Genomic DNA, 26,703 nt, shown 5'->3' on the forward strand with positions numbered 1-26,703 from the left:
GTGCGAAATTTGATACTTGTTGGGCCAATGGGTGCCGGTAAGAGCACCATTGGTCGATTGCTGGCCAAAGAGCTCCGGTTACCGTTCAAGGATTCCGACAAGGAAATTGAACTGCGCACGGGTGCGAACATTCCTTGGATCTTCGATCAAGAAGGCGAAGCCGGTTTCCGTGACCGCGAGCAGGCCATGCTGGCCGAGCTGTGCGGCTATGACGGGCTGGTGCTGGCCACCGGTGGCGGCGCGGTGATGCGCGGTGAAAACCGCCAGGCCCTGCACGCCGGTGGCCGCGTGGTCTACCTGCATGCCTCCGTGGAGCAGCAGGTGGGCCGCACCGCCCGTGACCGCAACCGGCCACTGCTGCGCACCGCCGACCCTGCGGGCACGCTGCGTGCGCTGCTGGCCGTGCGCGACCCGCTTTATCGGGAAATTGCCGACCTGATCGTGGAAACCGACGAGCGGCCGCCACGCATGGTGGTGCTCGACATTCTCGAACGGCTGGCGCAGTTGCCGCCCCGCTGACGCGAATCGTCATGGAGTGCCCGCGCAAATGCGCTATCCTCGGCATCGCCCCGGCTTGCCAGCCAGGGTGCATGTCGACAAATAATAAATCCTGAGACAGGGCGACGGGCCCGGCTTCACTGTGGGGAAACATGCAGACAATCAAGGTCGAACTGGGTGAGCGCAGCTACCCGATCTACATTGGCGAAGGCCTGCTGGGCCAACCCGAGTTGCTGGCACCGCACATTGCCGGTCGTCAGGTGGCCATCGTCACCAACGAGACCGTCGGCCCCCTCTACCTGGAACAGCTGAGCCGCGCCCTGGGCGCCTACTCGGTGACTTCCGTGGCCCTGCCGGACGGCGAGGCCTACAAGAACTGGGAAACCCTGCAGCTCATCTTCGATGGCCTGCTGACCGCCCGTCATGACCGCCGCACCACCATCATCGCCCTGGGCGGCGGCGTGGTCGGTGATATGGCCGGCTTTGCCGCGGCCTGCTACCAGCGCGGCGTCGATTTCATCCAGGTGCCCACCACGCTGCTGTCCCAGGTCGATTCGTCGGTGGGCGGCAAGACCGGCATCAACCACCCGCTGGGCAAGAACATGGTGGGCGCGTTCTACCAGCCCAACGCCGTGGTCATCGACACCGCCAGCCTCAAGACCCTGCCGGCGCGCGAGCTCTCCGCAGGCCTCGCCGAGGTGATCAAGTACGGGCTGATCTGCGACGAGCCGTTCCTGGGCTGGCTGGAAGACAATGTCGACGCCCTGCGCGCGGTGGACCAGACCGCCCTGACCTACGCCATCAAGCGCTCCTGCGAGGCCAAGGCCGAAGTGGTCAACGCCGACGAGCGCGAGACCGGCGTGCGCGCCACCCTGAACCTGGGGCACACCTTTGGCCACGCCATCGAGACCCAGATGGGCTACGGCGTGTGGCTGCACGGTGAAGCCGTGGCCGCCGGCACCGCCATGGCCCTGGAAATGTCCATGCGCCTGGGCTGGATCAGCCAGCAGGCCCGCGACCGCGGCATCCGCCTGATGCAGCGCGCCGGCCTGCCGGTGGTGCCTCCGGCGGACATGACCCCCGCACAATTTCTCCAGCATATGGCCGTCGACAAGAAAGTGATCGATGGCCGCATGCGCCTGGTGTTGTTGCGTCACCTTGGCGAAGCCGTGGTGACCGACGATTATCCAACTGAAGTTCTACAAGCCACGCTGGCGGCGGATTACCGCGCCATCGCGGCTTCGCTTTGAGGTAATAGAGTTCGATGACACTGCACGCCGATGAGGCCTTTCTGGGCCACTACCAACTGGACCACGACCCCTTTGCGGCCCGTGTGCCGGGCTTCAAGTTCTTCCCCGCCCAGCGCAAGCCGGTGCTGGGGCAGCTGCACCACCTGGCGCGCTACAGCCAGCTGCTGCTGGTAGTCACCGGCCCCGAGGGCAGCGGCAAGACCCTGCTGCGCCAGGCCCTGGTGGCCAGCACCAACAAGCAGTCGGTGCAGAGCGTGGTGGTATCGGCCCGCGGCGCCGGCGACGTGGCCAGCGTACTGGCCCAAGTGGCCCAGGCGCTGAACCTGGCCAAGGCCGACACCCAGGCGATCCTCGCCCAGGTAGTACAGCTGGCCCTGACCGGCCAGGAAGTGTATTTGCTGGTGGACGATGCGGAACAACTTGAGGAATCCGCACTCGAAGCCCTGCTGACGTTGGCAGCCGGTACCCCGGAAGGCCGCCCCCACGTGTTCCTGTTCGGCGAGGCGTCGGTGATCGACGGGCTGGAGCAGCTGAGCGCCGAGCAGGAGCTGTTCCACGTTATCGAGCTGCAACCGTACAGCGTCGAGGAAACCCGCGAGTACCTGGCCCAGCGTCTGGAAGGGGCAGGGCAGGGGATCCAACTCTTTACCAATGATCAGATTGCCGACATTCACGAAAATTCCGAAGGCTGGCCCGGCGCAATCAACCAGGTCGCCCGTGATGCAATGATCGAGGCCATGATCGCTAGCCGCTCGGCGGTGAAGCGTCCATCTATGGGGTTCAAAATGCCGAAAAAACACGTACTGGCACTGACCGGGGTTGTGGTGATCGCCGTGGCTGCGGCGGCCCTGCTGCCGGGCCGCAAGTCTGCCAACGCGCCTACAGCGCCGGCTACCGAACAGGCGCAGCTGCCGCTGGGCCAGGGCACGCCGGGCAACGCCCAGCCGAACCAGGACGGCAGCAACGCCGCCATCGAGTTCGCCGGCAACTCCAAGCCCATGCCGCTGCCGCTGGTCGGCCAGTCGCAGCCCGTGATGCGTGGCCCGCTGGCCGAGGCCGCAGGTTCGGGTGATGGCGAGGAAACCACGCCAATTGCCCACGGTTCCTCGGCGCCGCCCACTGTGACCACCACCGCGCCGCCACCTGGCGTGCCGGCAGGCCCTGCAGCCACGCCAGTGCCGGTGCCAACCCCCGCGCCTGCCCCCGTGGCCGCCGCGCGCCCTGCACCGGCGCCTGCGCCTGTGCACAAGGCGCCAGTACAGGTGGCTACCGCCAAGCCCGAGCACAAGGCCGTCGAGAAGAAGCCTGAGCCCGTGGCCGCTGCCAAGCCTGCCGCAGGCGGCGCTGGCGCTGGCTGGTACAAGGGCCAGGCCGCTGGCAACTACGTGGTGCAGATCCTGGGCACCAGCAGCGAAGCCACCGCGCAGAACTACGTGAAAGAGCAGGGCGGCGAGTACCGCTACTTCAAGAAAACCCTGCAGGGCAAACCCCTGTACGTGATCACCTACGGCAGCTTCAGCAACCGCGATGCAGCGGTTGCGGCAATCAAGAACTTGCCAGCGAAGGTCCAGGCTGGTAAACCTTGGCCTAGAAGTGTCGCCAGCGTCCAACAAGACCTGGCATCGACGCGCTGAATGCCGCAAGCCCTGACCCTATGGCGGTCGGGGCCTTGTCCGGTGGCACCATCCCCGCCACCCCGCTGAGCGTCTCCTGATACGACCCCAAGCCTGCTGCGCAGAACGCGGCAGGCTTTCGTGTCCCAGACTGTCTGTGGTTACCCCCATTGCAGTCCAGGCTGATAAGCTTCAGACTCAAGCATCGTTGCTACCACAACACCTTGCTTAAAACTTATAGAATTGCGACATGATTTTGTGCGGAGTCGCCGTGCAAATTTGTGGGCGACCCTGTCGCTGTGTACAATGACCTCCCTTTTGCCCCTGCAAAGCTGGCGTACGTTCGGCGCGGTTGGTAAGCGGTTGAATTGAAAAGAAATTTGTCCCCCAAGGGGGCAGCCTGGTGAGAAAGTGTCTATGAAAACAGGTCTGTACCAACCCGATGAATTCAAGGACAACTGTGGCTTTGGGCTGATTGCCCATATGACCGGCGAACCCAGTCACCACCTGTTGCAAACAGCCATCGAAGCCCTGACCTGCATGACCCACCGCGGTGGGATCAACGCGGACGGCAAGACCGGTGACGGTTGCGGCCTGCTGATGCAGAAGCCCGATCAGTTCCTGCGCGCCGTCGCCCAGGAAACCTTCGGCGTCGAGCTGCCCAAGCAGTACGCCGTGGGCATGGTGTTCCTGAACAAGGACGACGCCCGCGCCGATGCTGCGCGCGAAAACATGAACCGCGAGATCCTGGCAGCCGGCCTGAACCTGATCGGCTGGCGCCAGGTGCCTATCGACACCAGCGTCCTGGGCCGCCTGGCTCTGGAGCGCCTGCCGAAAATCGAGCAGGTGTACATCGGTGGCGAAGGCCTGAGCGACCAGGAATTCGCGATCAAGCTGTTCAGCGCCCGTCGTCGCTCGTCCGTGGCCAACGCCGCCGACACCGACCACTACATCTGCAGCTTCTCGCACAAGACCATCATCTACAAAGGCCTGATGATGCCGGCGGACTTCACCGCCTTCTTCCCGGACATGAGCGACGAGCGCATGAAGACCGCCATCGCGGTCTTCCACCAGCGCTTCTCCACCAACACCCTGCCGAAGTGGCCGTTGGCGCAGCCGTTCCGTTTCCTCGCCCACAACGGCGAGATCAACACCATCACCGGCAACCGCAACTGGGCCCAGGCCCGTCGCACCAAGTTCGCCAACGACCTGATCCCGGACCTGGAAGAGCTGGGCCCGCTGGTCAACCGCGTGGGTTCCGACTCCTCGAGCATGGACAACATGCTGGAGCTGATGGTCACCGGCGGCATCGACCTGTTCCGTGGCGTGCGCATGCTGATTCCGCCAGCCTGGCAGAACGTCGAGACCATGGACCCCGACCTGCGGGCGTTCTATGAGTACAACTCCATGCACATGGAGCCGTGGGACGGCCCGGCCGGCGTGGTGCTGACCGAAGGTCGCCATGCCGTCTGCCTGCTGGACCGCAACGGCCTGCGCCCGGCCCGCTGGGTGACCACCAAGAACGGCTACATCACCCTGGCGTCGGAAATCGGCGTGTGGAACTACAAGCCTGAAGACGTCGTGGCCAAGGGCCGCGTCGGCCCGGGCCAGATCTTCGCCGTGGACACCGAAACCGGCCAGATCCTCGACACCGATGCCATCGACAACCGCCTGAAGTCGCGCCACCCGTACAAGCAGTGGCTGCGCAAGAGCGCCCTGCGCATCCAGGCCACCATGGAAGACAACGACCACGGGTCGTCCTTCTATAACCCCGAGCAGCTCAAGCAGTACATGAAAATGTACCAGGTCACCTTCGAGGAGCGTGACCAGGTGCTGCGCCCGCTGGGCGAGCAGGGCTACGAGGCCGTGGGCTCCATGGGCGACGACACGCCGATGGCGGTGCTGAGCCAGCGCGTGCGCACCCCGTACGACTATTTCCGCCAGCAGTTCGCGCAGGTCACCAACCCGCCGATCGACCCGCTGCGCGAAGCGATCGTGATGTCCCTGGAAATCTGCCTGGGCGCCGAGCGCAACATCTTCCAGGAGTCGCCTGAGCACGCTTCGCGCGTGATCCTCAGCTCGCCGGTCATTTCCCCGGCCAAGTGGCGCTCGCTGATGAACCTCGACCTGCCAGGCTTCGAGCGGCAGATCATCGACCTGAACTACGACGAAAGCGTGGGCCTGGAAGCGGCCGTGCGCAACATCGCCGACCAGGCCGAAGAAGCCGTGCGTGCCGGCCACACCCAGATCGTGCTCAGCGACCGTCACATTGCCCCGGGCAAGCTGCCGGTTCACGCCTCGCTGGCCACCGGCGCGGTGCACCACCGCCTGACCGAGAAAGGCCTGCGTTGCGACAGCAACATCCTGGTGGAAACCGCCACGGCACGCGACCCGCACCACTTCGCGGTGCTGATCGGCTTCGGCGCCTCGGCGGTCTATCCGTTCCTGGCCTACGAAGTGCTGGGCGACCTGATCCGTACCGGTGAAGTGCTGGGCGACCTCTACGAGGTGTTCAAGAACTACCGCAAGGGCATCACCAAGGGCCTGCTGAAGATCCTGTCGAAGATGGGCATCTCCACCGTGGCCTCGTACCGCGGTGCGCAACTGTTCGAGGCCATCGGCCTGTCCGAGGAAGTCTGCAACCTCAGCTTCCGTGGCGTGCCAAGCCGCATCAAGGGCGCGCGCTTCGTCGACATCGAAGCCGAACAGAAAGCCCTGTCCGTCGAAGCCTGGAGCGCGCGCAAGCCGATCCAGCAAGGCGGCCTGCTGAAGTTCGTGCACGGTGGCGAATACCACGCCTACAACCCTGACGTGGTCAACACCCTGCAAGCCGCCGTGCAGCAGGGCGACTACGCCAAGTTCAAGGAATACACGTCGCTGGTGGATAACCGCCCGGTGTCGATGATCCGCGACCTGTTCAAGGTCAAGGAAGCGGCCACGCCGCTGTCGATCGACGACGTCGAGCCGCTGGAAGCCATCCTGCAACGTTTCGACTCGGCGGGTATCTCGCTGGGTGCGCTGTCGCCCGAGGCTCACGAAGCCCTGGCCGAAGCCATGAACCGTCTGGGCGCGCGCTCCAACTCCGGTGAGGGCGGCGAAGACCCGGCCCGCTATGGCACCATCCGCAGCTCCAAGATCAAGCAGGTGGCCACCGGCCGTTTCGGTGTTACCCCCGAATACCTGGTCAACGCCGAAGTGCTGCAGATCAAGGTAGCCCAGGGCGCCAAGCCGGGCGAGGGCGGCCAACTGCCAGGCGGCAAGGTCAACGGCCTGATCGCCAAGCTGCGCTACGCGGTACCGGGCGTGACCCTGATCTCGCCACCGCCGCACCACGACATCTACTCCATCGAAGACTTGTCGCAGCTGATCTTTGACCTGAAACAGGTCAACCCGGCCGCACTGGTTTCGGTGAAGCTGGTGGCCGAGGCAGGCGTTGGCACCATCGCCGCTGGCGTGGCCAAGGCCTATGCCGACCTGATCACCATCTCCGGCTATGACGGCGGTACCGGTGCCTCGCCACTGACCTCCATCAAGTACGCGGGCGCACCGTGGGAGCTGGGCCTGGCCGAGACCCACCAGACCCTGCGCGGCAACGACCTGCGCGGCAAGGTGCGGGTACAGACCGACGGCGGCCTGAAAACCGGCCTGGACGTGATCAAGGCAGCCATCCTGGGCGCCGAGAGCTTCGGCTTCGGCACCGCGCCGATGATCGCCCTGGGCTGCAAATACCTGCGCATCTGCCACCTGAACAACTGCGCCACCGGCGTAGCCACCCAGAACGACAAGCTGCGCAAGGACCACTACATCGGCACCGTCGACATGGTCATCAACTTCTTCACCTACGTGGCAGAAGAGACCCGTGAATGGCTGGCCAAGCTGGGCGTGCGCTCGCTGGGCGAGCTGATCGGCCGTACCGACCTGCTCGACGTGCTGGAAGGCCAGACCGCCAAGCAGAACCACCTGGACCTGACCCCGCTGCTGGGCAGCTCGCACATTCCGGCCGACAAGCCGCAATTCTGCGAAGTGGACCGCAACCCGCCGTTCGACCAGGGCCTGCTGGCCGAGCAGATGGTGGAAATGGCCAAGGGCGCCATCGCTGCCAAGTCCGGCGGCGACTACAGCCTGGACATCTGCAACTGCGACCGTTCGATCGGTGCCCGTATCTCGGGTGAAATCGCCCGTGCCTACGGCAACCAGGGCATGGCCAACGCGCCTGTGACCTTCCGCTTCAACGGCACCGCAGGCCAGAGCTTCGGCGTGTGGAACGCCGGTGGCTTGAACATGTACCTGGAAGGCGACGCCAACGACTACGTGGGCAAGGGCATGACCGGCGGCAAGCTGGTGATCGTTCCGCCCAAAGGCAGCCCGTTCAAGACCCAGGACAGCGCCATCATCGGCAACACCTGCCTGTACGGCGCCACGGGCGGCAAGCTGTTCGCCGCCGGTACCGCGGGCGAGCGCTTCGCCGTGCGTAACTCCGGTGCCCACACCGTGGTGGAAGGCACTGGCGATCACTGCTGCGAATACATGACCGGTGGTTTTGTCTGCGTGTTGGGCAAGACCGGCTACAACTTCGGCTCCGGGATGACCGGTGGTTTCGCCTACGTGCTGGACCTGGACAACAGCTTCGTTGACCGCGTCAACCACGAACTGGTGGAAATCCAGCGCATCAGCGGCGAAGCGATGGAGGCCTACCGCAGCCACATCGAACGCGTGCTGGCCGAATACGTGGCAGAAACCGATAGCGAGTGGGGCCGTAACGTCTGGGAAAACCTGGACGACTACCTGCGCCGTTTCTGGTTGGTCAAGCCCAAGGCTGCCAGCTTGAAATCGTTGCTCACCAGCACCCGTGCCAACCCCCAGTAACAGCAGCTGCAAGCTTTGAGCTGCAAGCTGCAAGCTGGGCAGTGTTGAGTGTTGCGGAACGTGATTGTCTTGCAGCTTGGAGCTTGTAGCTCGAAGCTGCAGTTAAGAGGTTTTAAAAATGGCTGAACGTCTGAATAATGACTTCCAGTTCATCGAGGTCGGGCGCAAGGATCCGAAGAAGAAACTGTTGCGTCAGCGCAAGAAAGAGTTCGTGGAAATCTACGAACCCTTCAAACCCCAGCAGTCGGCCGACCAGGCCCACCGCTGCCTGGGTTGCGGTAACCCGTACTGCGAATGGAAGTGCCCGGTGCACAACTTCATTCCCAACTGGCTGAAGCTGGTGGCCGAGGGCAACATCCTCGCCGCCGCCGAGCTGTCGCACCAGACCAACACCCTGCCTGAAGTGTGCGGCCGGGTGTGCCCGCAAGACCGCCTGTGCGAGGGGGCCTGCACCCTCAACGACGGTTTCGGCGCGGTGACCATCGGTTCGGTGGAGAAGTACATCACCGACACCGCGTTCGCCATGGGCTGGCGCCCGGACATGTCCAAGGTCAAGCCAACCGGCAAGCGCGTCGCCATCATTGGCGCCGGCCCCGCTGGCCTGGGCTGCGCCGACGTGCTGGTGCGCGGTGGCGTGACCCCGGTGGTGTTCGACAAGAACCCGGAAATCGGTGGCCTGCTGACCTTCGGCATCCCCGAGTTCAAGCTGGAAAAGACCGTGCTGAGCAATCGTCGCGAAGTCTTCACCGGCATGGGCATCGAGTTCCGCCTGAACACCGAGGTGGGCAAGGACGTGACCATGGAGCAACTGCTCGAGGAATACGATGCCGTATTCATGGGCATGGGCACCTACACCTACATGAAGGGCGGCTTCCCGGGCGAAGACCTGCCGGGCGTGCACGACGCGCTGGACTTCCTGATCGCCAACGTCAACCGCAACCTGGGCTTTGAAAAGTCGCCGGAAGACTTCGTCGACATGAAGGGCAAGAAGGTCGTGGTACTGGGCGGCGGCGACACCGCGATGGACTGCAACCGCACCTCCATCCGCCAGGGCGCCAAGGCCGTTACCTGTGCCTACCGCCGTGACGAGGCGAACATGCCGGGCTCGCGCAAAGAGGTGAAGAACGCCAAGGAAGAAGGCGTGAAATTCCTCTACAACCGCCAGCCTATCGCCATCGTCGGCGAAGACAAGGTCGAAGGCGTCAAGGTTGTCGAGACCCGTCTCGGCGAGCCTGACGCCCGTGGCCGTCGCAGCCCCGAGCCGATCCCCGGTTCCGAAGAGATCATCCCGGCCGACGCCGTGGTCATCGCCTTCGGCTTCCGTCCAAGCCCGGCGCCGTGGTTCGAGCAGTTCAGCATCCAGACCGACAGCCAGGGCCGCGTCGTGGCCCCGGAACAGGGCAAGTTCAAGCACCAGACCAGCAACCCGAAGATCTTCGCCGGTGGCGACATGGTCCGCGGTTCTGACCTGGTGGTGACGGCCATCTTCGAAGGCCGCAACGCCGCCGAAGGGATCCTGGATTACCTGGAAGTCTGATCCGATACCGCGTCGTACCATTCGTGGGCAGAGCCCGCTCCCACAGGGGCCAGTACATGCCCTGTGGGAGCGGGCTCTGCCCGCGAAGCGTTTATAAACGCCGCGGCAAATCGCCTCGATAGATAAAAGGCACGGCACACGCCGTGCCTTTTGCGTTCCAGTCTGGGAAAATGCTGGCACTTATCTGCCGGATGCTCCCATGACTGCCCTGAAGAACGACCGTTTCCTTCGTGCCCTGCTCAAGCAACCCGTCGACGTCACCCCCGTGTGGATGATGCGTCAGGCCGGTCGCTACCTGCCTGAATACCGCGCCAGCCGCGCCAAGGCCGGTGATTTCATGAGCCTGTGCATGAACCCGGCGTTCGCCTGCGAAGTCACCCTGCAACCGCTGGAACGCTACCCGCTGGATGCGGCCATCCTGTTCTCCGACATCCTCACCATCCCCGATGCCATGGGCCAGGGCCTGTACTTCGAGACCGGCGAAGGCCCGCGCTTCAAGAAAGTGGTCAGCACCCTGGCCGACATCGAGGCGCTGCCGATCCCCGATCCGCAAAAGGACCTGGGCTACGTGATGGACGCCGTCAGCACTATCCGCCGCGAGCTCAACGGCCGCGTGCCGCTGATCGGCTTCTCGGGCAGCCCCTGGACCCTGGCCACCTACATGGTCGAAGGCGGCTCGTCGAAAGACTTCCGCAAGACCAAGGCCATGCTCTACGACAACCCGCACGCCATGCACCTGCTGCTGGACAAGTTGGCCCAGTCGGTCACCAGCTACCTCAACGGCCAGATCCTGGCCGGCGCCCAGGCCGTGCAGATCTTCGACACCTGGGGCGGCAACCTGTCGGCCGCGGCGTACCAGGAGTTCTCGCTGGCTTACATGAAGAAAATCGTCAGTGGCCTGATCCGCGAACACGAAGGCCGCAAGGTGCCGGTCATCCTGTTCACCAAGAACGGCGGCCTGTGGCTGGAAAGCATCGCCGACGCCGGCGCCGACGCGCTGGGCCTGGACTGGACCTGCGACCTGGGCGAAGCCCGCCGCCGCGTGGGCAACAAGGTGGCCCTGCAAGGCAACATGGACCCCACCGTGCTGTACGCCAAGCCCGAAGCCATCCGCGCCGAAGTGGCGCGCATCCTGGCCAGCTACGGCAACGGCACTGGCCACGTGTTCAACCTGGGCCACGGCATCACCCCGGAAGTGGACCCGGAGCATGCAGGCGCGTTCATCAACGCGGTGCATGAGTTCTCGGCGCAGTACCACCAGTAACGTCATTACTGACGATTGCTAAGGACTTTTCCTTCAAGCATTAGGAAACGTCTGACAGTAGCGTCCTAGGACGCCTCCGTACACTCGTCCCTCTTCTGATCTGAACAGGGACGTACTGTCATGAAACGTATCTTCACACCCGGTGCAGTGCTGGCGGCTGCCGGCATCGCACTGCTGGCCAGCCAGCAGGCGGCCGCCCACGGTTACATGAGCTATCCCTCCTCACGGGCCAAGCTGTGCCAGGACCGCCTGAACACCGATTGCGGTGGCGCGCAATATGAGCCCCATAGTGTCGGCGAAACCCTCAAGGGCTTTCCCGCCACTGGCCCGGCCGACGGCAAGCTGGCCAGCGGCCCGGACCGCTTCGGCGCCATGGACGCCCAGTCGGCAACGCGCTGGCACAAAACTGAAATCACCGACCGCGACATCGCCTTCGACTGGCGCTTCACCGCCGCCCACCCCACCACGGGCTGGGAGTATTTCATTACCCAGCCAGGCTGGAACCCCAACGAGCCGCTGACTCGCGCAAGCTTCGACCTGACGCCGTTCTGCACCGTGGCCTTCGGCGGCGGCTTTCCTACCGGCGGTTCGAACGCCAACCCTGGTGACCTGGGGCAGAAGCATTCATGCACCCTGCCTGCCGACCGCCAGGGCTACCACGTGATCCTGGGCGTGTGGACCGTGCATGACACCGGCAATGCCTTCTACAACGCCGTGGACGTGGACATCCAGACCGACCCCTATGACGATGGCTGGAAAAAGGTCGGCTCGTTCGCGCCGCTGCCTCAGCTGATCGCCGGTGACCAGGTGACGGCGCGCGCCTTCAGCAGTGCCGGGGAAAGCACCGATTATTCGGTGTCGCTGGAGATCGCCAGCAACGAACAGGGCCAGCAGGACAACTGGAGCCTGGCGCTGGCGCAGAAACTCAACGCCGCGCACCCGCTGGTGCGGGCCGGCCAGCGCAACGCAGAGGGCGTGATTGAAGCCCAGCGTGGCATGAACCTGCTCTACGCCCAGCCCGAGAGCGACGTGGTCAGCTACCAGATGGACTTCCAGCTGGTGGGTGACCCGCAGGCCTACGCGCGCCTGGAAGACCTGCAGCCCGAGTATGAACTGCAGCAGGGCCGGGTCGACGTTGACCTGAAGGTGGCCACCAACCGTAAGCTCAACGTCGACGTCACCCTGTTCGATGCCGAGCACAAGGCGGTGGGCAGCGTGCAGCAGGTGATCGATGCCACCACCGCGCCGCTGCGCATTGCCGTGCGCTCGAGCCCCGGTGCCCACCAGGCCAAGCTGATTGCGCGCAGCTACGATGGCCGTATCAACCTGCAGGCGCTGCACGACCTGACGTTGACCGGCGAGGCGGGCGGGGCTGATTACGACTACGTCTACGGCGAAGGCGTCGAGCATTACAAGGGCGGTACCACGGTGCTGCAGACCAACGGCAAGGTCTACCGTTGCCTGTCCGACCAGCTCATGAGCTGGTGCCAGGACACCTCGCCCATTCATTACTCGCCGGGGATCGGCCACGCCTGGCAAGAGGCGTGGGAAGAGCTCTGATCCTTGATGCCGACCTGCCGGGTAAATACTTGCCCGGCAACCTGCCTGAGTTGAGTTTCCATGACCCTACGTGTTTTCACCCCCCTGCAGGTCACCCTGCACTGGCTTTCGGCCGCCGTGATCTTGTGGGCGCTGTGCAGTGGCTTCCTGGTTGCCTTTGCTGATCTGCCGGCCCCGATCAAGAGTTGGATCAGTGGTTTCAACGTTTCGTTGACGACCTTGCTGACCCCGCTGTTTGCCCTGCGCATGGCCCTGGCCTGGCGCCACCGGCACCGGTGCGTGAAGGCCCCGGGCTTGATGGGCCATTTGGCGCGCCAGGCCCATCGTGCCTTGTACGCCGTTACCGCGCTGGTGCTGCTGACCGGGGTGCTGATGATGGATCGTGACATTGAAGTCTTTGGCCTGCTGCGCCTGCCCGCGCTGGTAGACGACCCGCTGGTGTTGCGGCGCTATCATGCTATCCACCTAAATGCCTGCGTGGTGCTCGCAGGCTTGCTGGTGGCGCACCTGGGCGCTGTGGTCATGCACCACTGGCGCCGCACGCCAGTGCTGCAGCGGATGTGGTTTTGATGGCCAGGCCCGCTGCGCTGCTTCAATTCCTTGCGCCCTTGGTGGTGGTGGGCTGGGCGGGCTGGCAAGGTGTGCAGGAGTATCACCTGCGCTTGCTGCCTGTCCCTGCGCCGCCCTTGACCATGCCATCACCGGCGCCTGGCACTTTCGATGGCGGGGACATCGCCCTGCTGTTCGGCCTGGGGCCGCAAGCGCCCGCCGGTGAACCTGTTGCAAGCCATGACGTGAAGGCCATTCTGGCCGCCCGCGATGGCCAGGGCGTGGCCTTGATTGCCAGCGCGGGCCAGCAGCACCTGTATCGCGTGGGCGATGCCCTGCCATCGGGCGCGGTGGTGCGACGTATCGAGCCTGGCCGGGTCATCATCTGGCACGCTCGCCGTGAGCACATTCTCAGCCTGGCGGCCGCGCCGGCCTGGCTGGCCACCCGCGCGCCCGAAGAGGCGGTGCCACGTCATCTGCGCCAGGGTGGCAGGCCATGAAGCGCTGGCTTTGCCTGGTTGCCCTGGGCGTCTGCGGCCTGTGCCTGGCGCAGGATGAGCACTGGTACCTGAGCATGAAGGATGCCGAGCTGCGCGACGTGGTGCAGGAGATGTCCGCCATCCTGGGCACCACTATCGTCATCGATTCGCGGGTGAAGGGCCGCATCAGCGTGCACTCGGACCGCGAGTTGGACCGCGCGGGTGTGCGCGAACTGTTTTATTCCGTGCTCGACACCCATGGCTTTGCGGCGGTGGCCGATGGTGAGCAGTTGCTGATCGTGCCGGCCAGCGAGGCCAAGGGGCGCTCGGGCAGTGAGGGCCGCAGCCAATTCGTCACCCGCGTGGTGCCCTTGGGCGCTGCCAGCGCGGCGGACCTGGCAGCGTTGTTGCGCCCGCTGGTCTCCGCCAACGGCTACCTGGGCCCTTCGGCCTCGGCCAATGCCCTGGTCATCACCGACGCGTCGCGCAACGTGCAGCGCCTGGTGGACATCGTGCAACGCCTCGACACCGGCGCCAACCTCGCCCACGACGTGGTCGAGCTGCGCCAGGGGCTGGCGACCGAGGTGGCCAGGGTCATCGAGCAATCCCTGGGCAAGGTGGGCAGCGAGGCCGGCAGCCAGGTGCTGGCCGACCCGCGCAGCAACCGCCTGATCATCATCGGCACCCAGCCGGCTCGCCAGCGCCTGGTGCAACTGGCTCGCTCGCTGGATACCGACGCCAGCCAGAAGACCGACAATTCACGGGTGGTCCGCCTGCGCCATGGGGATGCCGCACAGTTGGCCGAAGTGCTCGATGGCATCGCCCAGCAGATGGGCCAGGCCGTGCCAGCCGGGGCCGGCAAGGCCACGTTCAAGGCTGGGGGCGAGGTGATGGTGCGGGCCGACCAGAGCCAGAACGCCCTGGTGCTGATTGCGCCACCCCTGCAGCTGGACACCCTGGCGCGCATCATCGAGCAGTTGGACCAGCCGCGGGCACAGGTACTGATTCACGCAGCCATCGTCGAGATATCCGGCGACGTCAAGGAGGCCCTTGGCGTGCAGTGGGCGTTCAGTGGTGGCAGTGCGGGCGGTGCCATCAATTTCCCTGGCACAGGTATCAGCATTGGTTCGTTGCTGGGCAAGGGCGAAGTGAACCTACCGGAAGGGGCCGTGCTGGGGGCCGGCGGCGATCGTTTCGGCGTGCTGGTCAGCGCCCTTGCCAGCAGCAGCCACAACAACCTGCTGTCCACCCCCAGCCTGCTGACGCTGGACAACCAGCCTGCGGAAATCCTGGTGGGGCAGAACGTCCCATTCCAGACCGGTTCCTACACCACATCCGGTAATGGAGCCGACAACCCGTTTACCACGGTCGAGCGCAAGGACGTTGGTATCAGCCTGAAGATACTCCCGCATATCAACGAAGGGGCCACCTTGCGGCTGGAGGTGGAGCAGGAAAACTCCGAGATCGCCACGGTCGCCACCGGCAGCAAAGACCTGATCACCAACAAGCGCGCGCTCAAGAGCACCATCCTGGCCGACGACGGCGAAATTATCGTCATTGGCGGGCTGATCAAGGACAGCCTGCGCCACCAGGAGTCGGGCGTGCCGCTGTTGCGCAGCATTCCCTGGCTGGGCGGTTTGTTCCGTTGGCGCAGCGAGGTGAAGGAAAAAACCAACCTGATGGTGTTCTTGCGCCCCACCATCGTGCGCGGCACGGACACCCTGGCGCGGTTCAGCCAGGGTAGCTACGACCAGTTGCGTGGCCCCGGCGACGGCTCGCCGCTGCTGCCCGGGCGCCTCGACCAGGTACTTGACGCGCCTACCGTAGACCTGCGGCGACGCAAGGGGGACGCGCCATGACCGTCCTGCCGTTCGCCTTCGCCCAGCGCTTTGGCGTGCTGCTGCAGGGCAATGGCCTGTGGGTTCGCGAGGATGCGCCATTGACTGCCATTGCCGAGGGCTTGCGGCTGATGCCGGCAGGTGGCGCCTTGCAGGTGGTCAACAGCGCGGACTTCGCCGCGCGCCTGGCGCAGTGTTATCAACGTGGCCAAAGCGCCGCCGAGCAAATGGCCCAGGGCCTGGACGGCGACCTGGACCTGCTGCGGGTAGCCGAGGCGCTGCCACGTACGGCGGATCTGCTGGAGCAGGAAGGGGACGCGCCGATCATCCGCCTGATCAATGCGCTGCTTGGCCAGGCAGTGCGGGAGAAGGCTTCGGACGTGCACCTGGAAACCTTCGAGCACAGCCTGGTGGTGCGCCTGCGCATCGATGGCCAGTTGCGCGAAGTGTTGCGGCCACGGCGCGAGTTGGCCAGCCTGCTGGTGTCACGGATCAAGGTCATGGCTCGGCTGGATATCGCCGAGCGCCGCTTGCCCCAGGACGGGCGCATGGCCTTGCGCCTGGCGGGGCACGAGGTGGACGTGAGGGTCTCGACCTTGCCTTCCGCCCACGGCGAACGGGTGGTGCTGCGCCTGCTCGACAAGCAGGCCGGCCACCTCGACCTGGCGGCCCTGGGCATGGCCAGCGACACCCTCGCGCGTTGGCACGACGTGCTCGCGCGGCCCCACGGCATCGTGCTGGTGACCGGCCCGACCGGCTCGGGCAAGACCACCAGCCTGTATGCAGCGTTGCAGCAGCTCAACGACAGCACGCGCAACATCCTCACCGTCGAGGACCCGGTTGAATACCACCTGCCCGGTATCGGCCAGACCCCGGTCAACCCCCGTGTGGACATGACCTTTGCCCGTGGCCTGCGAGCCATCCTGCGCCAGGACCCGGACGTGGTCATGGTCGGCGAGATCCGCGACGCCGAGACTGCCCAGGTGGCGGTGCAGGCGTCGCTGACCGGGCACCTGGTGCTGTCCACCCTGCACACCAACAGCGCGACCAGTGCCGTTACCCGCCTGCTGGACATGGGCGTTGACGCCTACCTGCTGGCTTCGTCACTGACCGCCGTGCTGGCCCAGCGGCTGGTGCGCACGTTATGCCCGGCCTGCAAGGTGGCCTATGTCGCACAACCGCCTGAGCTTGCCCGCCTGGCCTTGCCGCCGGGCAGCCAGCAACAGCTCTGCCGCGCCCATGGCTGCGACGACTGCCTGCAAGGCTACCGTGGGCGGCAGGGCATCTATGAGCTGTTGGTCATGGATACCCGCTTGGCTGCGCTTGTACATGCCGGGGCTGCCGAGGGCGAGTTGCTCAAGGTGGCGCGCCAGGCGGCGCCCAGCCTGTTCGACGATGGTCGGCGACTGGTGCTGGCCGGCCAGACCAGCCTCGACGAGCTGTTGCGCGTCAGCCGGGAAGATTGACCATGGCGCTTTTCAATTACCGTGCCCGAGGTGCCAACGGCCGCTTGCAGCGCGGCGAGCAAGCGGCCGATAGCGCCCGCCACGCTCGGCAATTACTGCGCGAGCGCGGCCTGGCCGTGGAGCACATGCAACCTGCGCAGCAACGCCGCCGGGGCGGTGGCTTGAGCGCGGGCCAATTGGCCCTGTTCACTCGCCAATTGGCCACCCTGGTACAAGCCTCGCTGCCGCTGGAAGAGGCCCTGGCCGCGGTGGCCGCGCAAAGCGCAAGGCCAGGGCAGGCGAGCCTGGTCCAGGCGCTGCGCCTGCACATCATCGCCGGGCACGGCCTGGCGCAGGCGCTGGCCTGTCACCCGGGCAGTTTTCCTGAACTGTACCGCGCCGCTGTGGCCGCAGGCGAAAGCTGCGGCCACCTGGGCGCGGTGCTTGAGCAACTGTCCGACTACACCCAGGCGCGCCTGCAGGCACGCCAGCGCATCCAGATGGCGCTGGTCTATCCCTTGATCCTGCTGCTGGCGTCCATGGCCATTGTGCTATTCCTGCTGGGCTTCGTGGTGCCCGACGTAGTGGCGATGTTCGCCGACAGCGGCCAGGCGCTGCCCTGGTTGACGCGTGCGCTGATCGTGGTCAGCGACGCAGTGGCCGATCACGGCGGGGTTGGCCTGCTGCTGGGCGTCATGGCCGGAGTGGCGGCGGCCCTTGCCCTGCGCCGGCCTGGCGTGCGCCTGCGTTGGCACCAGTGGCTGCTGCGCGTGCCGCTGCTCGGCACCACGGTGCGTGCCATGGAAGCGGCACGTTTTGCCAGCACCCTGGCCATCCTCGGCCACAGTGCCGTGCCGTTGCTGGATGCCTTGCGCACGGCGGCCAGCGTGGTCGGCAACCTGAGCATGCGCGCGCGCCTGTTGCTGGTGGCCGAGGCCGTGCGCCAGGGCACCAGCCTGACCAGCGCCCTGGGCCAGGCGGGCGACCTGCCGCCGATGATGCTGCACATGATCGCCTGTGGCGAACGGGTCGGGGAGCTCAACCCCATGCTCGAACGCGCCGCGCAACAGCAGGAAAGGCAGCTGGCCGCACAACTGGCCTTGCTGGCCAGCCTGTTCGAACCCCTGATGCTGGTGGTGATGGGCAGCGTCGTGCTGCTGATCGTCATGGCCATCCTGCTGCCCATTCTCAGCCTCAACCAACTGGTGACCTGATGCGAACCCGGCAACGTGGCTTTACGTTGATAGAAATCATGATCGTGGTGGTGATCATCGGCGTGCTCGGCGCCCTGGTGGTGCCGCAATTCATGAGTAGGCCCGACCAGGCCAAGGCCACTGCAGCGCGCAGCGACCTGCAAGCCATCGCCACGGCGCTGGAAATGTACCGGCTCGACAACCACGGCTACCCCTCGACGCAGCAGGGGTTGCAGGCCCTGGTGCAGCGCCCGCTGGGGCAACCCGAGGCGCGCGCCTGGAACCCCCAGGGCTATTTGCGCCAGGTGCCGGTAGACCCCTGGGGCACGGCCTACCAGTACCGCAGCCCCGGGCAGCGTTCGCCTGGGCACTATGACCTGTACTCCCTGGGCGCCGATGGCGCGCCGGGTGGGGACGGCGTGGCGGCCGAGATCGGCAATTGGCAGCAGCCATGAGCCGTCTGGCCACTCGTGGTTTTACCCTGCTCGAAACCCTGGTGGTCATTGTGCTGCTGGGCGTGCTGCTGGGAATGGCCACCTTGGTTGCCGGGCCTTCGACGGGCCGGCAGGCCCGCGACCAGGCCACGGGCCTGCTGCAGGTGCTGCACGCGGCGCGTGAAGCCGCCGTGTTGGATGGGCGTGAATATGGGCTGCTGTTCAGGCACGACAGCTATCGCCTGCTGCGTTTGCAGCCCGATGGCTGGCAGCCGGTAGCGCCTTTGCGCAGCGCCGGCAGCTTGCGCTGGACGCTGGCGCAAGGCGGCCTGCCGGTGGCACTGGGGCCGGAACAGGATGTGCCACAGGTGTGGCTGCTCACCAGTGATGAGTACAGCCCCTTCGAGCTGCAGCTTGAGGCCGACGGCAAACCGCTGGTGGCCATCATTGGCGATGGCCTGAACGAGCCTGCCTGGCATGAGTAATGAGCGCGGGTTCACCTTGCTGGAAATGATGGTGGCGCTGGCGGTGTTTGCCGCGCTGGCGACCGCCGTGCTGGGTGCCAGCCAGTTCAGCTTGCGCCAGGCCAGCCACTTGCAGGAGCGCCAGTTTGCCCAGTGGATCCTGGACAACCATCTGGCGCAGGTGTGGCTGGAGGCCGGTGGGCCGGGCAGCCTGGACGTACAGCGCATCGATTTTGCCGGGCGCCGCTGGCAGCTGCAGGCACGCCACGAGGGCGATAGCCTGCACCTGCAGCTGCGCTTGGAAGGTGACGAGAGCACCCTGCATACCTTGCACGCGTGGGTGCCCCGAGGTGGCTAGGCAACGGGGCTTTACCCTGCTGGAAATGCTGATCGCCCTGGCGCTGTTTGCCCTGTTGGGCGTGGCCTGCTGGCGCCTGTTCGACACGGTAGTGCGCGCCCAGCGCGCCAGTACCGAACAGGCCCAGGCGCTGCGCGGCCTGCAACGTGCGTTGGCGGTGGTGGAGCGTGACGTGTTGCACGTTGATCCTCGCTCCTTGCGCTTGGCTTCGGGGAGCCTGCAGCTGATACGGGGTAACTGGCCAGCCCCTGCATCCTTGCAGCGCAGCGAATTTCAGGATGTGCGGTACCAGCTGGCGCAGGGCGCGCTGCTGCGCACGGGGTTACAGCCCCAGGCCCAGCGCCTGCTGGCCGGTGTCGAGCAACTGCAGTGGCGCGTGCGCGACCACGAGGGTCACTGGCATCTGCGCTGGCCCAGTGGTGGTACGCGCCGGCCGGTGGCGCTGGAGCTGAGCCTGTCCACCACTCGCCATGCCAATGTACGACGCCTGTGGTTGCTGCCGGTTGGGCCGCCATGAAGCAGGGGCAGGCAGGGATGGCATTGATTACCGTGCTGCTGGTCATGGGGCTGGCGCTGTTGCTGACGGCAGCGATGTTACGTGAGCAACGGCTGATGGTGCGCAGCAGCGCCCTGCAGTTGCACACCCTGCAACTGCGTCAGTGGGTGATCAGCGCAGAGGGCTGGGCCAAGGCGCAACTGCCGCGCCAGCCTGGCCCCGTGGCCAGCGGCCAGCAGTGGGCGCTGACGCAGCCGCCATGGCGTGCGCCGGGTGGGCTTGTGGAAGTGGCCATCGAAGACTTGGCTGGGCGGGTAAACACACCCTCGCAGGGGCCATCCCTCAGTGACAGGCACAATCCCCAGGTCAGCCATCTGCCACGGCATGTGGGGTTGAACATCAATACCGCGAGCCTGGATTCGATGCTGGCAAGCGGCCTTGCCCCGGAGGTGGCCCGGCGGTTGATCGCCGAACGGCCCCGCGGTGGCTATTCCAGCGTCAAAGCCGCTTTCAACGGGCAGGTGCCGACGGCGCCAGCCTTGAGCGTGACCAGCCGTTGGTTTCAGGTACGGGTGCGCGCGACCCTGGGCGACCATGGCCTGCTGCTGGTCAGCGATTTCGAACTGGCACGCAACGGTCGTGAACCGCTGCTGCGGCAAAGGCGGCTGTTACCCATCAGCGGCGCAGGGGGCTACTGGCCATGAATACCTGGTTATATCTACTGCCTGCCGGCCTCGCCGATCCAGGCCCACAATGGCCATGCCTGCTGTACCGGGCCGGTGAGCCGGCGCGTCCGCTGTCGCTGGCCGACGCCGCGGGAAGCGGGCACATGCGGGTCGTGCTGCCCATGGAGATGTTCGGCTGGTTGCAGACGCAGCCATGGTTGGGGCGCCGGCCCTCGGCGCTGGCGGTGGCCTATGCGCTGGAGGAGCAGATAGCGGGCGATATCGACACCCTGCAGCTGTTCCTCACGCCCCCCGACGCCTTGCGCCGCCACTGCCTGTGGTTCACCGAGCGCACAAGGTTCACCGCGCTGCTGGCGCTGTTGCGGCCCCTTAAGCCCGACAGCGTGTGTATCGACGCCGACCTGCTGCCCAAGGCGTTCCCCTGCGGGTGCTGGTGGGGCGGGCGCTGGTTGCTGGGCGGTGCACTGCCGGCACGCCTGGCGGTGCCGGCGAGCGGACGCGAGGCGTTGCAGGCACACCTGCCCGCCGACATGACATGGCTGGACGCCGAGGAACAATGGGCGCCTTCCGCGCCTGGGTTCGATGTGCTCGGCGGCAAAGGGCGAGCCTTGGCCTGGCCTTGGCGCAGCCTGGTTGCCAGTGCCGCGCTGATGTGGCTGTTGGCGGGGTTTTTCACAGTCCTGCGCACGCAACACGTCGACCACCAGCTACAAGCGTTATCCACAGCCAACGACCTGCGCTTCGGCCAACTGTTGCCGCAGCACGCGCATGTTAGCGATGTGGCGACCCGCTTGCGCATTGCCGCGCAGCCGCCCACCGCCAGCGCCGGCTCCGACATGGTTCGGCTGATGACGCTGGCAGCGTCACTGGCGGGTAGCGCCGACCTGCAGCTGCAACGTATTACCCTGCGCCCCGGGCAGGGCTGGACCCTGGACGTCAGCGTCAGCCACCTGCAGGCGCTGGAACAGCTCAAGGCCCGCAGCCCGCTGCCGGTCCAGGTGCGCAGCGCCACCCAGGAGCAAGGGCGGGTGCAGGCCACCCTGGATGTGGAGGGGGTACAGCCATGAAAGGCTACTGGCAACGACGCTCCGCACGTGAGCGGCAATGGCTGAAGGGGGCGGCGCTGTTGCTGGCCGCAGTCATTGGCTACCTGGGCCTGTGGCTGCCTGCACATCAGCATCTGGCCACCGTGCAGGCGCGTTATCAGCAACAGCTGCAACTGCAGCGGGTGCTGGCGTCAGTCGGGGCCCAACGCGGGCAGCCTGCGCCCGCCTCACTGGCCAGCCTCGTGAGTGAAAGCGCGCAGCGGCGTGCGGTGCTGGTACGCGAGATGAGCCTGGCCGCCGGCAGCGTGCGCCTGGCCGCGAGCGGTGAAGCGCTGGCCTTGTTGGCGTGGCTGGCGGAGCTGGAGCAGGGTGGGGCACAGTGGCAGAGCCTGGTACTGACCCGTGAGGAGGAGGGGCTGTTGGTGCGCATGAGCCTGGACGACGGCTGAACCGTTGCTTTTCAAATGCAAAGGGTTACCATTACAATTTGCGCGATAATATCCATTCGCCATCATCTTGTTTTGTAACCCGCGACCGCCATGAAGCCAGCCCATTACACATTTACCCAGATCGGCCTGCACTGGCTGTCGGCCCTGTTCATCCTCTGGGCGCTGGTAATGGGCTTCTCGGTGATGCTGCTGAATGTCACCCCCGCCTTCAAGGCCACCATCGCCGGCCTCAACGTGTCGCTGTCGATCCTGTTCATCCCGGTATTCACCCTGCGCACCTGGCTGCGCCTGCGCCACCTGCGTGACCACGGCCACCGCCCCGGCGAGCGCCTGGCCGGGGTTATCCACAACGTCATCTACGCCGTCACCGCCCTGGTGCTGCTGACCGGCGTGCTGATGATGGACCGGCCCATCCAGGTGTTCGACTGGGTGACCTTGCCACAGCCCATCCTCGACCCCGTGTGGGACCACCGCTTCCACACCCTGCACGCCGCCTGCAATGCCCTGCTGGGCATGCTGGTGGCGCTGCATGTGCTGGCGGTGGTCAAGCATGAAGCGCTGGGCAAGCCGGTGCTGCGGCGCATGTGGGTAGAAGCGCGTCCGTAACCCCCGACGCGGCCTCGCGGCCGCTGCTACACGGATTCCCTGTAGCCGCTGCCGCCAGGCTGCGCTGGGCCTTCTCCACGCTCAAGACCTTCAGTGTACTCAGGGGCCAGCGCAGCCTAACGGCAGCGGCTACGCACACCTTCGCGCATTGCCCCTATCAGCGCAGGGTTTCGCCGGCGTGGCTGCGCTGGTCCAGGGTGTTCAGCGCCGCGCAGCCGGGCTCCAGTAGCAGGTAGGCGGCCAGGGCGAAGTGGCTCAGGTCGGCGTCCTCGGTGTTGCGCGCGCTCATGCAGGCCAGGCCCTTGAGCATGTTGTTGGCGGCGCGCATGCGCAGTTCGGTGAACTCGAGCAGGTCGGCCATGGGTGCCTCGGTGTCCAGGTGGAGGACGGGGGTGGCGGTGAAGTTGCTGGTCAGTGCAAGAAAACGCGACATTCGAGAATCTCATTTGAAGTGATTGAGGCCGCCCAGCGAATCAGTTTGGGTGGCAGCTGCGTACGGGTTAGCAGACCGGTCACACTCATCCCGGCGCACCCTAAGGTGCCCCGTCCGCAGCTGCCATAGTCGAAATGAGGGCGAGCGAAAACACCTCGAATCGAAAGCGAGTTGCGAAAGATAAATGTGATCTGGACTGCTAAATCCAAGCCGCAAAAACGCGGCCGCCGGCACTATGCGGCCACGATTCCCCCTCAACAACCCCATTTCCGGCCTTTAGGAAACGTCCTGCAAGACTCTCGGATCATATAAAGGATTTGTAGGAAATGCCTGGGCGGGGGAGTGAGCGAATGTAACGCGCTGGCAATTGTCCTTGGGGCGCTAGCGCCCGCGTAGCAGCTGCCGCCAGGCTGCGTCGCGCCGCAGAGCGGCGCTCGATCATCACCCTACTTTCCCCCCAACGGCGCCAGCCGCGCCAACCGCGCCGCCACCGCCAGCGCCACCACCAGCAACCCACCAATAAACACCCCAACCCCATTCCACCCCGCATAGTTCCACGCCACCCCGCCCAGGGTGCCGGCTACGCTTGAGCCCACGTAGTAGCTGAACAGGTACAGCGACGAGGCCTGGCCCTTGGCCTTGGTGGCGCGGCGGCCGATCCAGCTGCTGGCCACGGAGTGGGCGCCGAAGAAGCCGAAGGTGAACATCAGCATGCCGACGATGATCACCGGCAGCGGGCTCAGCAGGGTGGCCAGCAGGCCGGCGAACATCAGGGTGATGCTCATCCAGAACACCTTGCGGCGGCCGTGCTGGTCGGCCAGGGCGCCGACCTTGGCCGAGCTGTAGATGCCGGCTAAGTACACCACCGACAGCAGGCCCACCAGCGCCTGGCTCATGTGGTACGGGCCGGCCAGCAGGCGGTAGCCGATATAGTTGAACAGCGTGACGAAGGCGCCCATCAGCAGGAACGCTTCCAGGAACAGCCACGGCAGGCCGGCGTCCTTGAAGTGCATGGTGAAGCCTTCCAGCAGGCCGCGCGGGTTCATCTTGCGCGGGCGGAAGTTGCGCGATTCGGGCAGGATCTTCACGAACACCAGCGCGGCAACCAGGGCCAGCGCGCCGATCACCAGCATTGCAGTGTGCCAGCTGACGAAGTCGATGAGCACGCCGCTGATCAGCCGCCCGCTCATGCCGCCAATGGCGTTGCCACCGATGTACAAGCCCATGGCCAGGCCGATGTGCTGCGGGTGGATTTCTTCGCTCAGGTAGGTCATGGCCACCGCCGCCAGGCCGCTGAGGGACAGGCCGGTGAGTGCGCGCATCACCAGCACGCCCTGCCAGGTGGGCATCATGGCGCTGGCCAGGGTGCACAGGGCGGCGGCGAACAGGGCGAAGACCATCACCGGCTTGCGGCCGATGGCGTCGCTGATGGGCCCGGTGATCAGCAAACCGATGGCGAGCATGCCGGTGGACACCGACAGGATCAGGCTGCTTTGCGCCGCGTTGATGGCGAACTCTTTGGAAAGAATCGGCATCATCGGCTGCACGCAGTACAGCAGCGCGAAGGTGGCGAAACCGCCGGAGAACAGTGCCAGCACGGTGCGCATGAACAGCGGCGTGCCTTTCTCGATGTAGGCTTCGCTCAAGTGCGTGGCAACATCGGCGAGGGAAGTGGGGGGCGTTTCGGAGTGCTGGATGGCAGCGGCAGTTTTCACGCGGGGCCTCGAAAGGTGCGGCAGAAGTGGCAATGAGAAAAAGCATATAGCTGGCTAATTATTCTTTCCAATATATTGTTCGACCCATTTGATAGCTTTAACGACCTATTCGAGGCCGCCATGGAACTGCGACACCTGCGTTACTTCATCGCCGTGGCTCAGGAGCTGCATTTTGGCCGTGCCGCCGAGGTGCTGGGCATCTCGCAACCACCCCTGAGCCAGCAAATCCAGGCGCTGGAGCAGGAACTGGGCGCACGCCTGTTCGAGCGTACCAACCGTCGGGTGGCGCTCAGCGAGGCCGGCCGGCTGTTCCTGGAAGAGGCGCGGCTGGTGCTGGCGCAGGTGGACAAGGCCGCCAACGTGGCGCGCCGCGCACAGCTGGGCGAACTGGGCGAGATGAAAATCGGCTTCACCTCGTCGGCGCCGTTCAACTCCGGCATTCCCAAGGCTATCTACGCGTTCCGCCAGGCCTTCCCGGCGGTGCACCTGAACCTGGAAGAGATGAGCAGCGTGGGCGTGGCGGAGGCGCTGGTGGACGAGACCATCGAAGTGGGCCTGATACGGCCCCTGCCGTTGCCCGACTCGCTGACCTGGGTCGAGCTGTTCAGCGAACCGCTGGTGGCCGTGCTCAACGCCGACCACCCCCTGGCCCAGGGCAGCGAAGCGGGGCTGTACATGAACGCCCTGGCGCAGGAGCCGTTCGTGTTTTTCCCGCGCAGCTACGGTAGCGGCCTGTACGCGCAGTTGATCAACCTGGCGACCCAGGCCGGCTTCAGCCCGCACTTCGCCCAGGAGGCCGGCGAGGCCATGACCATCATCGGCCTGGTGTCGGCCGGCCTGGGCGTGTCGGTGCTGCCGGCCTCTTACCAGTCCATGCGCATCGAAGGCGTGGTCTACCGCACCCTGCTCGACCCCGAGGCCATCACCTCGGTGTGGCTGGTGCAGCGCAAGGCCAACACCTCGGCCATGGCCAAGGCGTTCGTGGACATTGTGACCCGGCAATCAAGCCCTTGATAAATGGTCGAAATGGTCCGTTCAAGTTGTCGCACCCCAGGCCGATGACTTCAGGGCGAGTTATCCCCCTGGAGTCCCTATGAACGTCCGTCAGCTGCGCATCTCGACCCGTGCCTTTCTCAGTTTCGGCCTGATCAGCCTGTTGATGCTGGGCTTCGGCATCTTCTCCATGAACCAGATCACGCACATGCGTGAAGCTGTGATTCATACCGAGGACGTGTCCCACGCCGGCACCCGGTGGCTGGGCAGCATTCGCGACAACTCCCTGGGCATTCGCGTGCTCACCTTCCGCCTGATGCTCAACCGCGACCCGGCGCAGCTGCGCCCGGCCCTGGACCGCATGACCTTCCTGCGCGGCGAGCTGGACAAGGCGCTGCAGGGCTACACCCCGATCGTGCCGGACGCCGCCCGTTCGGCGTTCGCGCAGATGCAAAGCGTGGTGGGCCGCTATCAGGAGCAGCTGTCGCGCTACCAGGCGCTGTCTGACCAGGGCGACACCCAGGGCATGCTGGCGCTCCTCAACGGCCCCATCCAGGACCTGTCCGACCAGACCGGCAACCTGTTCAACGAGCTGGTGAAGATCAACCTGCAGGAATCCGGCCTGTACACCGCCGCCGCCAAGGCCCGCTACGAGACCGCCATGCAGACCACCATCGTGGTGCTGGCGATTGTCTTCCTGCTGACCGTGGTGTTGGCCTGGACGCTGACCCGCAGCATCGTCAAGCCGCTGGAAGAAGCGGTGACCGCCGCCGGCCGCATCGCCCAGGGCGACCTCACTGGCCGTATCAACGTCGATGGCGAAGACGAAGCCGCCGCGCTGCTGCGCTCGCTGGTGGCCATGCAGAAGAGCCTGACCGACACCCTGCGCCTGATCGGCGACTCGTCGCACCAGTTGGCGGCGGCGTCGGAA

Annotated in this window: 23 protein-coding genes and 1 pseudogene; 22 read left to right on the plus strand and 2 right to left on the minus strand. The window is 65.5% G+C overall.

The window, feature by feature from the left end:
* The 20 genes from aroK to RAM80_RS19455 all read left to right on the plus strand — a co-directional run bounded on the left by aroK (position 1) and on the right by RAM80_RS19455 (position 22,631).
* Positions 1-519, plus strand: a complete 519-nt coding sequence (gene aroK, locus RAM80_RS19360; protein ID WP_416422060.1) for a shikimate kinase AroK — start codon at positions 1-3, stop codon at positions 517-519.
* 131 nt (positions 520-650) lie between these two features.
* Positions 651-1,748: a 3-dehydroquinate synthase gene (gene aroB, locus RAM80_RS19365; RefSeq protein WP_416422061.1), complete on the plus strand. Its 1,098-nt coding sequence runs from the start codon at positions 651-653 to the stop codon at positions 1,746-1,748.
* Positions 1,749-1,762: 14 nt separating this feature from the next.
* On the plus strand, positions 1,763-3,382 hold the full coding sequence (locus tag RAM80_RS19370) for an SPOR domain-containing protein (RefSeq protein WP_416422062.1): 1,620 nt from the start codon (positions 1,763-1,765) through the stop codon (positions 3,380-3,382).
* 396 nt (positions 3,383-3,778) lie between these two features.
* Complete coding sequence (gltB, locus tag RAM80_RS19375) at positions 3,779-8,227, plus strand: glutamate synthase large subunit (protein ID WP_416422063.1); 4,449 nt, start codon at positions 3,779-3,781, stop codon at positions 8,225-8,227.
* Positions 8,228-8,345: 118 nt separating this feature from the next.
* Positions 8,346-9,764 (plus strand): FAD-dependent oxidoreductase, encoded by a 1,419-nt coding sequence (locus RAM80_RS19380; RefSeq protein WP_158154464.1) that lies wholly within the window; start codon positions 8,346-8,348, stop codon positions 9,762-9,764.
* 199 nt (positions 9,765-9,963) lie between these two features.
* A complete protein-coding gene (gene hemE / locus RAM80_RS19385; RefSeq protein WP_416422064.1) occupies positions 9,964-11,028 on the plus strand; it encodes a uroporphyrinogen decarboxylase in 1,065 nt (354 codons plus the stop codon).
* 120 nt (positions 11,029-11,148) lie between these two features.
* Positions 11,149-12,588: a lytic polysaccharide monooxygenase gene (locus RAM80_RS19390; RefSeq protein WP_416422065.1), complete on the plus strand. Its 1,440-nt coding sequence runs from the start codon at positions 11,149-11,151 to the stop codon at positions 12,586-12,588.
* A 60-nt stretch (positions 12,589-12,648) separates the two neighbouring features.
* Positions 12,649-13,158 carry a cytochrome b gene (locus RAM80_RS19395; RefSeq protein WP_416422066.1) on the plus strand — a complete coding sequence of 170 codons (510 nt, stop codon included), beginning with the start codon at positions 12,649-12,651 and terminating at the stop codon, positions 13,156-13,158.
* Positions 13,158-13,637 (plus strand): type II secretion system protein N, encoded by a 480-nt coding sequence (locus RAM80_RS19400; RefSeq protein WP_416422067.1) that lies wholly within the window; start codon positions 13,158-13,160, stop codon positions 13,635-13,637. The genes RAM80_RS19395 and RAM80_RS19400 overlap by 1 nt, the downstream gene beginning before the upstream one ends.
* Positions 13,634-15,475 carry a type II secretion system secretin GspD gene (gspD, locus tag RAM80_RS19405; RefSeq protein WP_416422068.1) on the plus strand — a complete coding sequence of 614 codons (1,842 nt, stop codon included), beginning with the start codon at positions 13,634-13,636 and terminating at the stop codon, positions 15,473-15,475. Before RAM80_RS19400 ends, gspD begins: the two co-directional genes overlap by 4 nt.
* Positions 15,472-16,920 carry a type II secretion system ATPase GspE gene (gene gspE, locus RAM80_RS19410; RefSeq protein ID WP_416422069.1) on the plus strand — a complete coding sequence of 483 codons (1,449 nt, stop codon included), beginning with the start codon at positions 15,472-15,474 and terminating at the stop codon, positions 16,918-16,920. The genes gspD and gspE overlap by 4 nt, the downstream gene beginning before the upstream one ends.
* Positions 16,921-16,922: 2 nt before the next feature.
* Positions 16,923-18,113 (plus strand): type II secretion system inner membrane protein GspF, encoded by a 1,191-nt coding sequence (gspF, locus tag RAM80_RS19415; RefSeq protein WP_416422070.1) that lies wholly within the window; start codon positions 16,923-16,925, stop codon positions 18,111-18,113.
* On the plus strand, positions 18,113-18,547 hold the full coding sequence (gene gspG, locus RAM80_RS19420) for a type II secretion system major pseudopilin GspG (protein WP_416422071.1): 435 nt from the start codon (positions 18,113-18,115) through the stop codon (positions 18,545-18,547). The genes gspF and gspG overlap by 1 nt, the downstream gene beginning before the upstream one ends.
* Positions 18,544-19,011, plus strand: a complete 468-nt coding sequence (gspH, locus tag RAM80_RS19425; RefSeq protein WP_416422072.1) for a type II secretion system minor pseudopilin GspH — start codon at positions 18,544-18,546, stop codon at positions 19,009-19,011. The genes gspG and gspH overlap by 4 nt, the downstream gene beginning before the upstream one ends.
* Positions 19,004-19,348 (plus strand): type II secretion system minor pseudopilin GspI, encoded by a 345-nt coding sequence (gspI, locus tag RAM80_RS19430; protein WP_416422073.1) that lies wholly within the window; start codon positions 19,004-19,006, stop codon positions 19,346-19,348. Before gspH ends, gspI begins: the two co-directional genes overlap by 8 nt.
* Positions 19,341-19,865, plus strand: a complete 525-nt coding sequence (gspJ, locus tag RAM80_RS19435) for a type II secretion system minor pseudopilin GspJ (protein ID WP_416422074.1) — start codon at positions 19,341-19,343, stop codon at positions 19,863-19,865. The genes gspI and gspJ overlap by 8 nt, the downstream gene beginning before the upstream one ends.
* Positions 19,862-20,548: a type II secretion system protein GspK gene (locus RAM80_RS19440; RefSeq protein ID WP_416422075.1), complete on the plus strand. Its 687-nt coding sequence runs from the start codon at positions 19,862-19,864 to the stop codon at positions 20,546-20,548. Before gspJ ends, RAM80_RS19440 begins: the two co-directional genes overlap by 4 nt.
* On the plus strand, positions 20,545-21,597 hold the full coding sequence (locus RAM80_RS19445) for a type II secretion system protein GspL (RefSeq protein WP_416422076.1): 1,053 nt from the start codon (positions 20,545-20,547) through the stop codon (positions 21,595-21,597). The genes RAM80_RS19440 and RAM80_RS19445 overlap by 4 nt, the downstream gene beginning before the upstream one ends.
* Complete coding sequence (gene gspM / locus RAM80_RS19450) at positions 21,594-22,025, plus strand: type II secretion system protein GspM (protein WP_416422077.1); 432 nt, start codon at positions 21,594-21,596, stop codon at positions 22,023-22,025. The genes RAM80_RS19445 and gspM overlap by 4 nt, the downstream gene beginning before the upstream one ends.
* A gap of 90 nt (positions 22,026-22,115) precedes the next feature.
* Complete coding sequence (locus tag RAM80_RS19455) at positions 22,116-22,631, plus strand: cytochrome b (RefSeq protein WP_416422078.1); 516 nt, start codon at positions 22,116-22,118, stop codon at positions 22,629-22,631.
* A 157-nt stretch (positions 22,632-22,788) separates the two neighbouring features.
* Here the strand turns inward: RAM80_RS19455 and RAM80_RS19460 are convergent, their stop codons facing one another.
* A complete protein-coding gene (locus RAM80_RS19460; RefSeq protein WP_416422079.1) occupies positions 22,789-23,064 on the minus strand; it encodes a hypothetical protein in 276 nt (91 codons plus the stop codon).
* A 446-nt stretch (positions 23,065-23,510) separates the two neighbouring features.
* Positions 23,511-24,779 (minus strand): MFS transporter, encoded by a 1,269-nt coding sequence (locus RAM80_RS19465; RefSeq protein ID WP_416422080.1) that lies wholly within the window; start codon positions 24,777-24,779, stop codon positions 23,511-23,513.
* Positions 24,780-24,899: 120 nt separating this feature from the next.
* Here RAM80_RS19465 and RAM80_RS19470 point away from each other — a divergent pair, with 120 nt between their 5' ends.
* Together RAM80_RS19470 and RAM80_RS19475 are read left to right on the plus strand one after the other, a co-directional pair.
* Complete coding sequence (locus RAM80_RS19470; protein ID WP_416422081.1) at positions 24,900-25,793, plus strand: LysR family transcriptional regulator; 894 nt, start codon at positions 24,900-24,902, stop codon at positions 25,791-25,793.
* Positions 25,794-25,872: 79 nt separating this feature from the next.
* A pseudogene (locus RAM80_RS19475) lies at positions 25,873-26,637 on the plus strand (MCP four helix bundle domain-containing protein); the annotation flags it as partial.
* Between the last annotated feature and the right edge of the window lie 66 nt (positions 26,638-26,703).

The sequence above is a fragment of the Pseudomonas sp. App30 genome, assembly GCF_047947025.1.
Lineage (GTDB): Bacteria > Pseudomonadota > Gammaproteobacteria > Pseudomonadales > Pseudomonadaceae > Aquipseudomonas.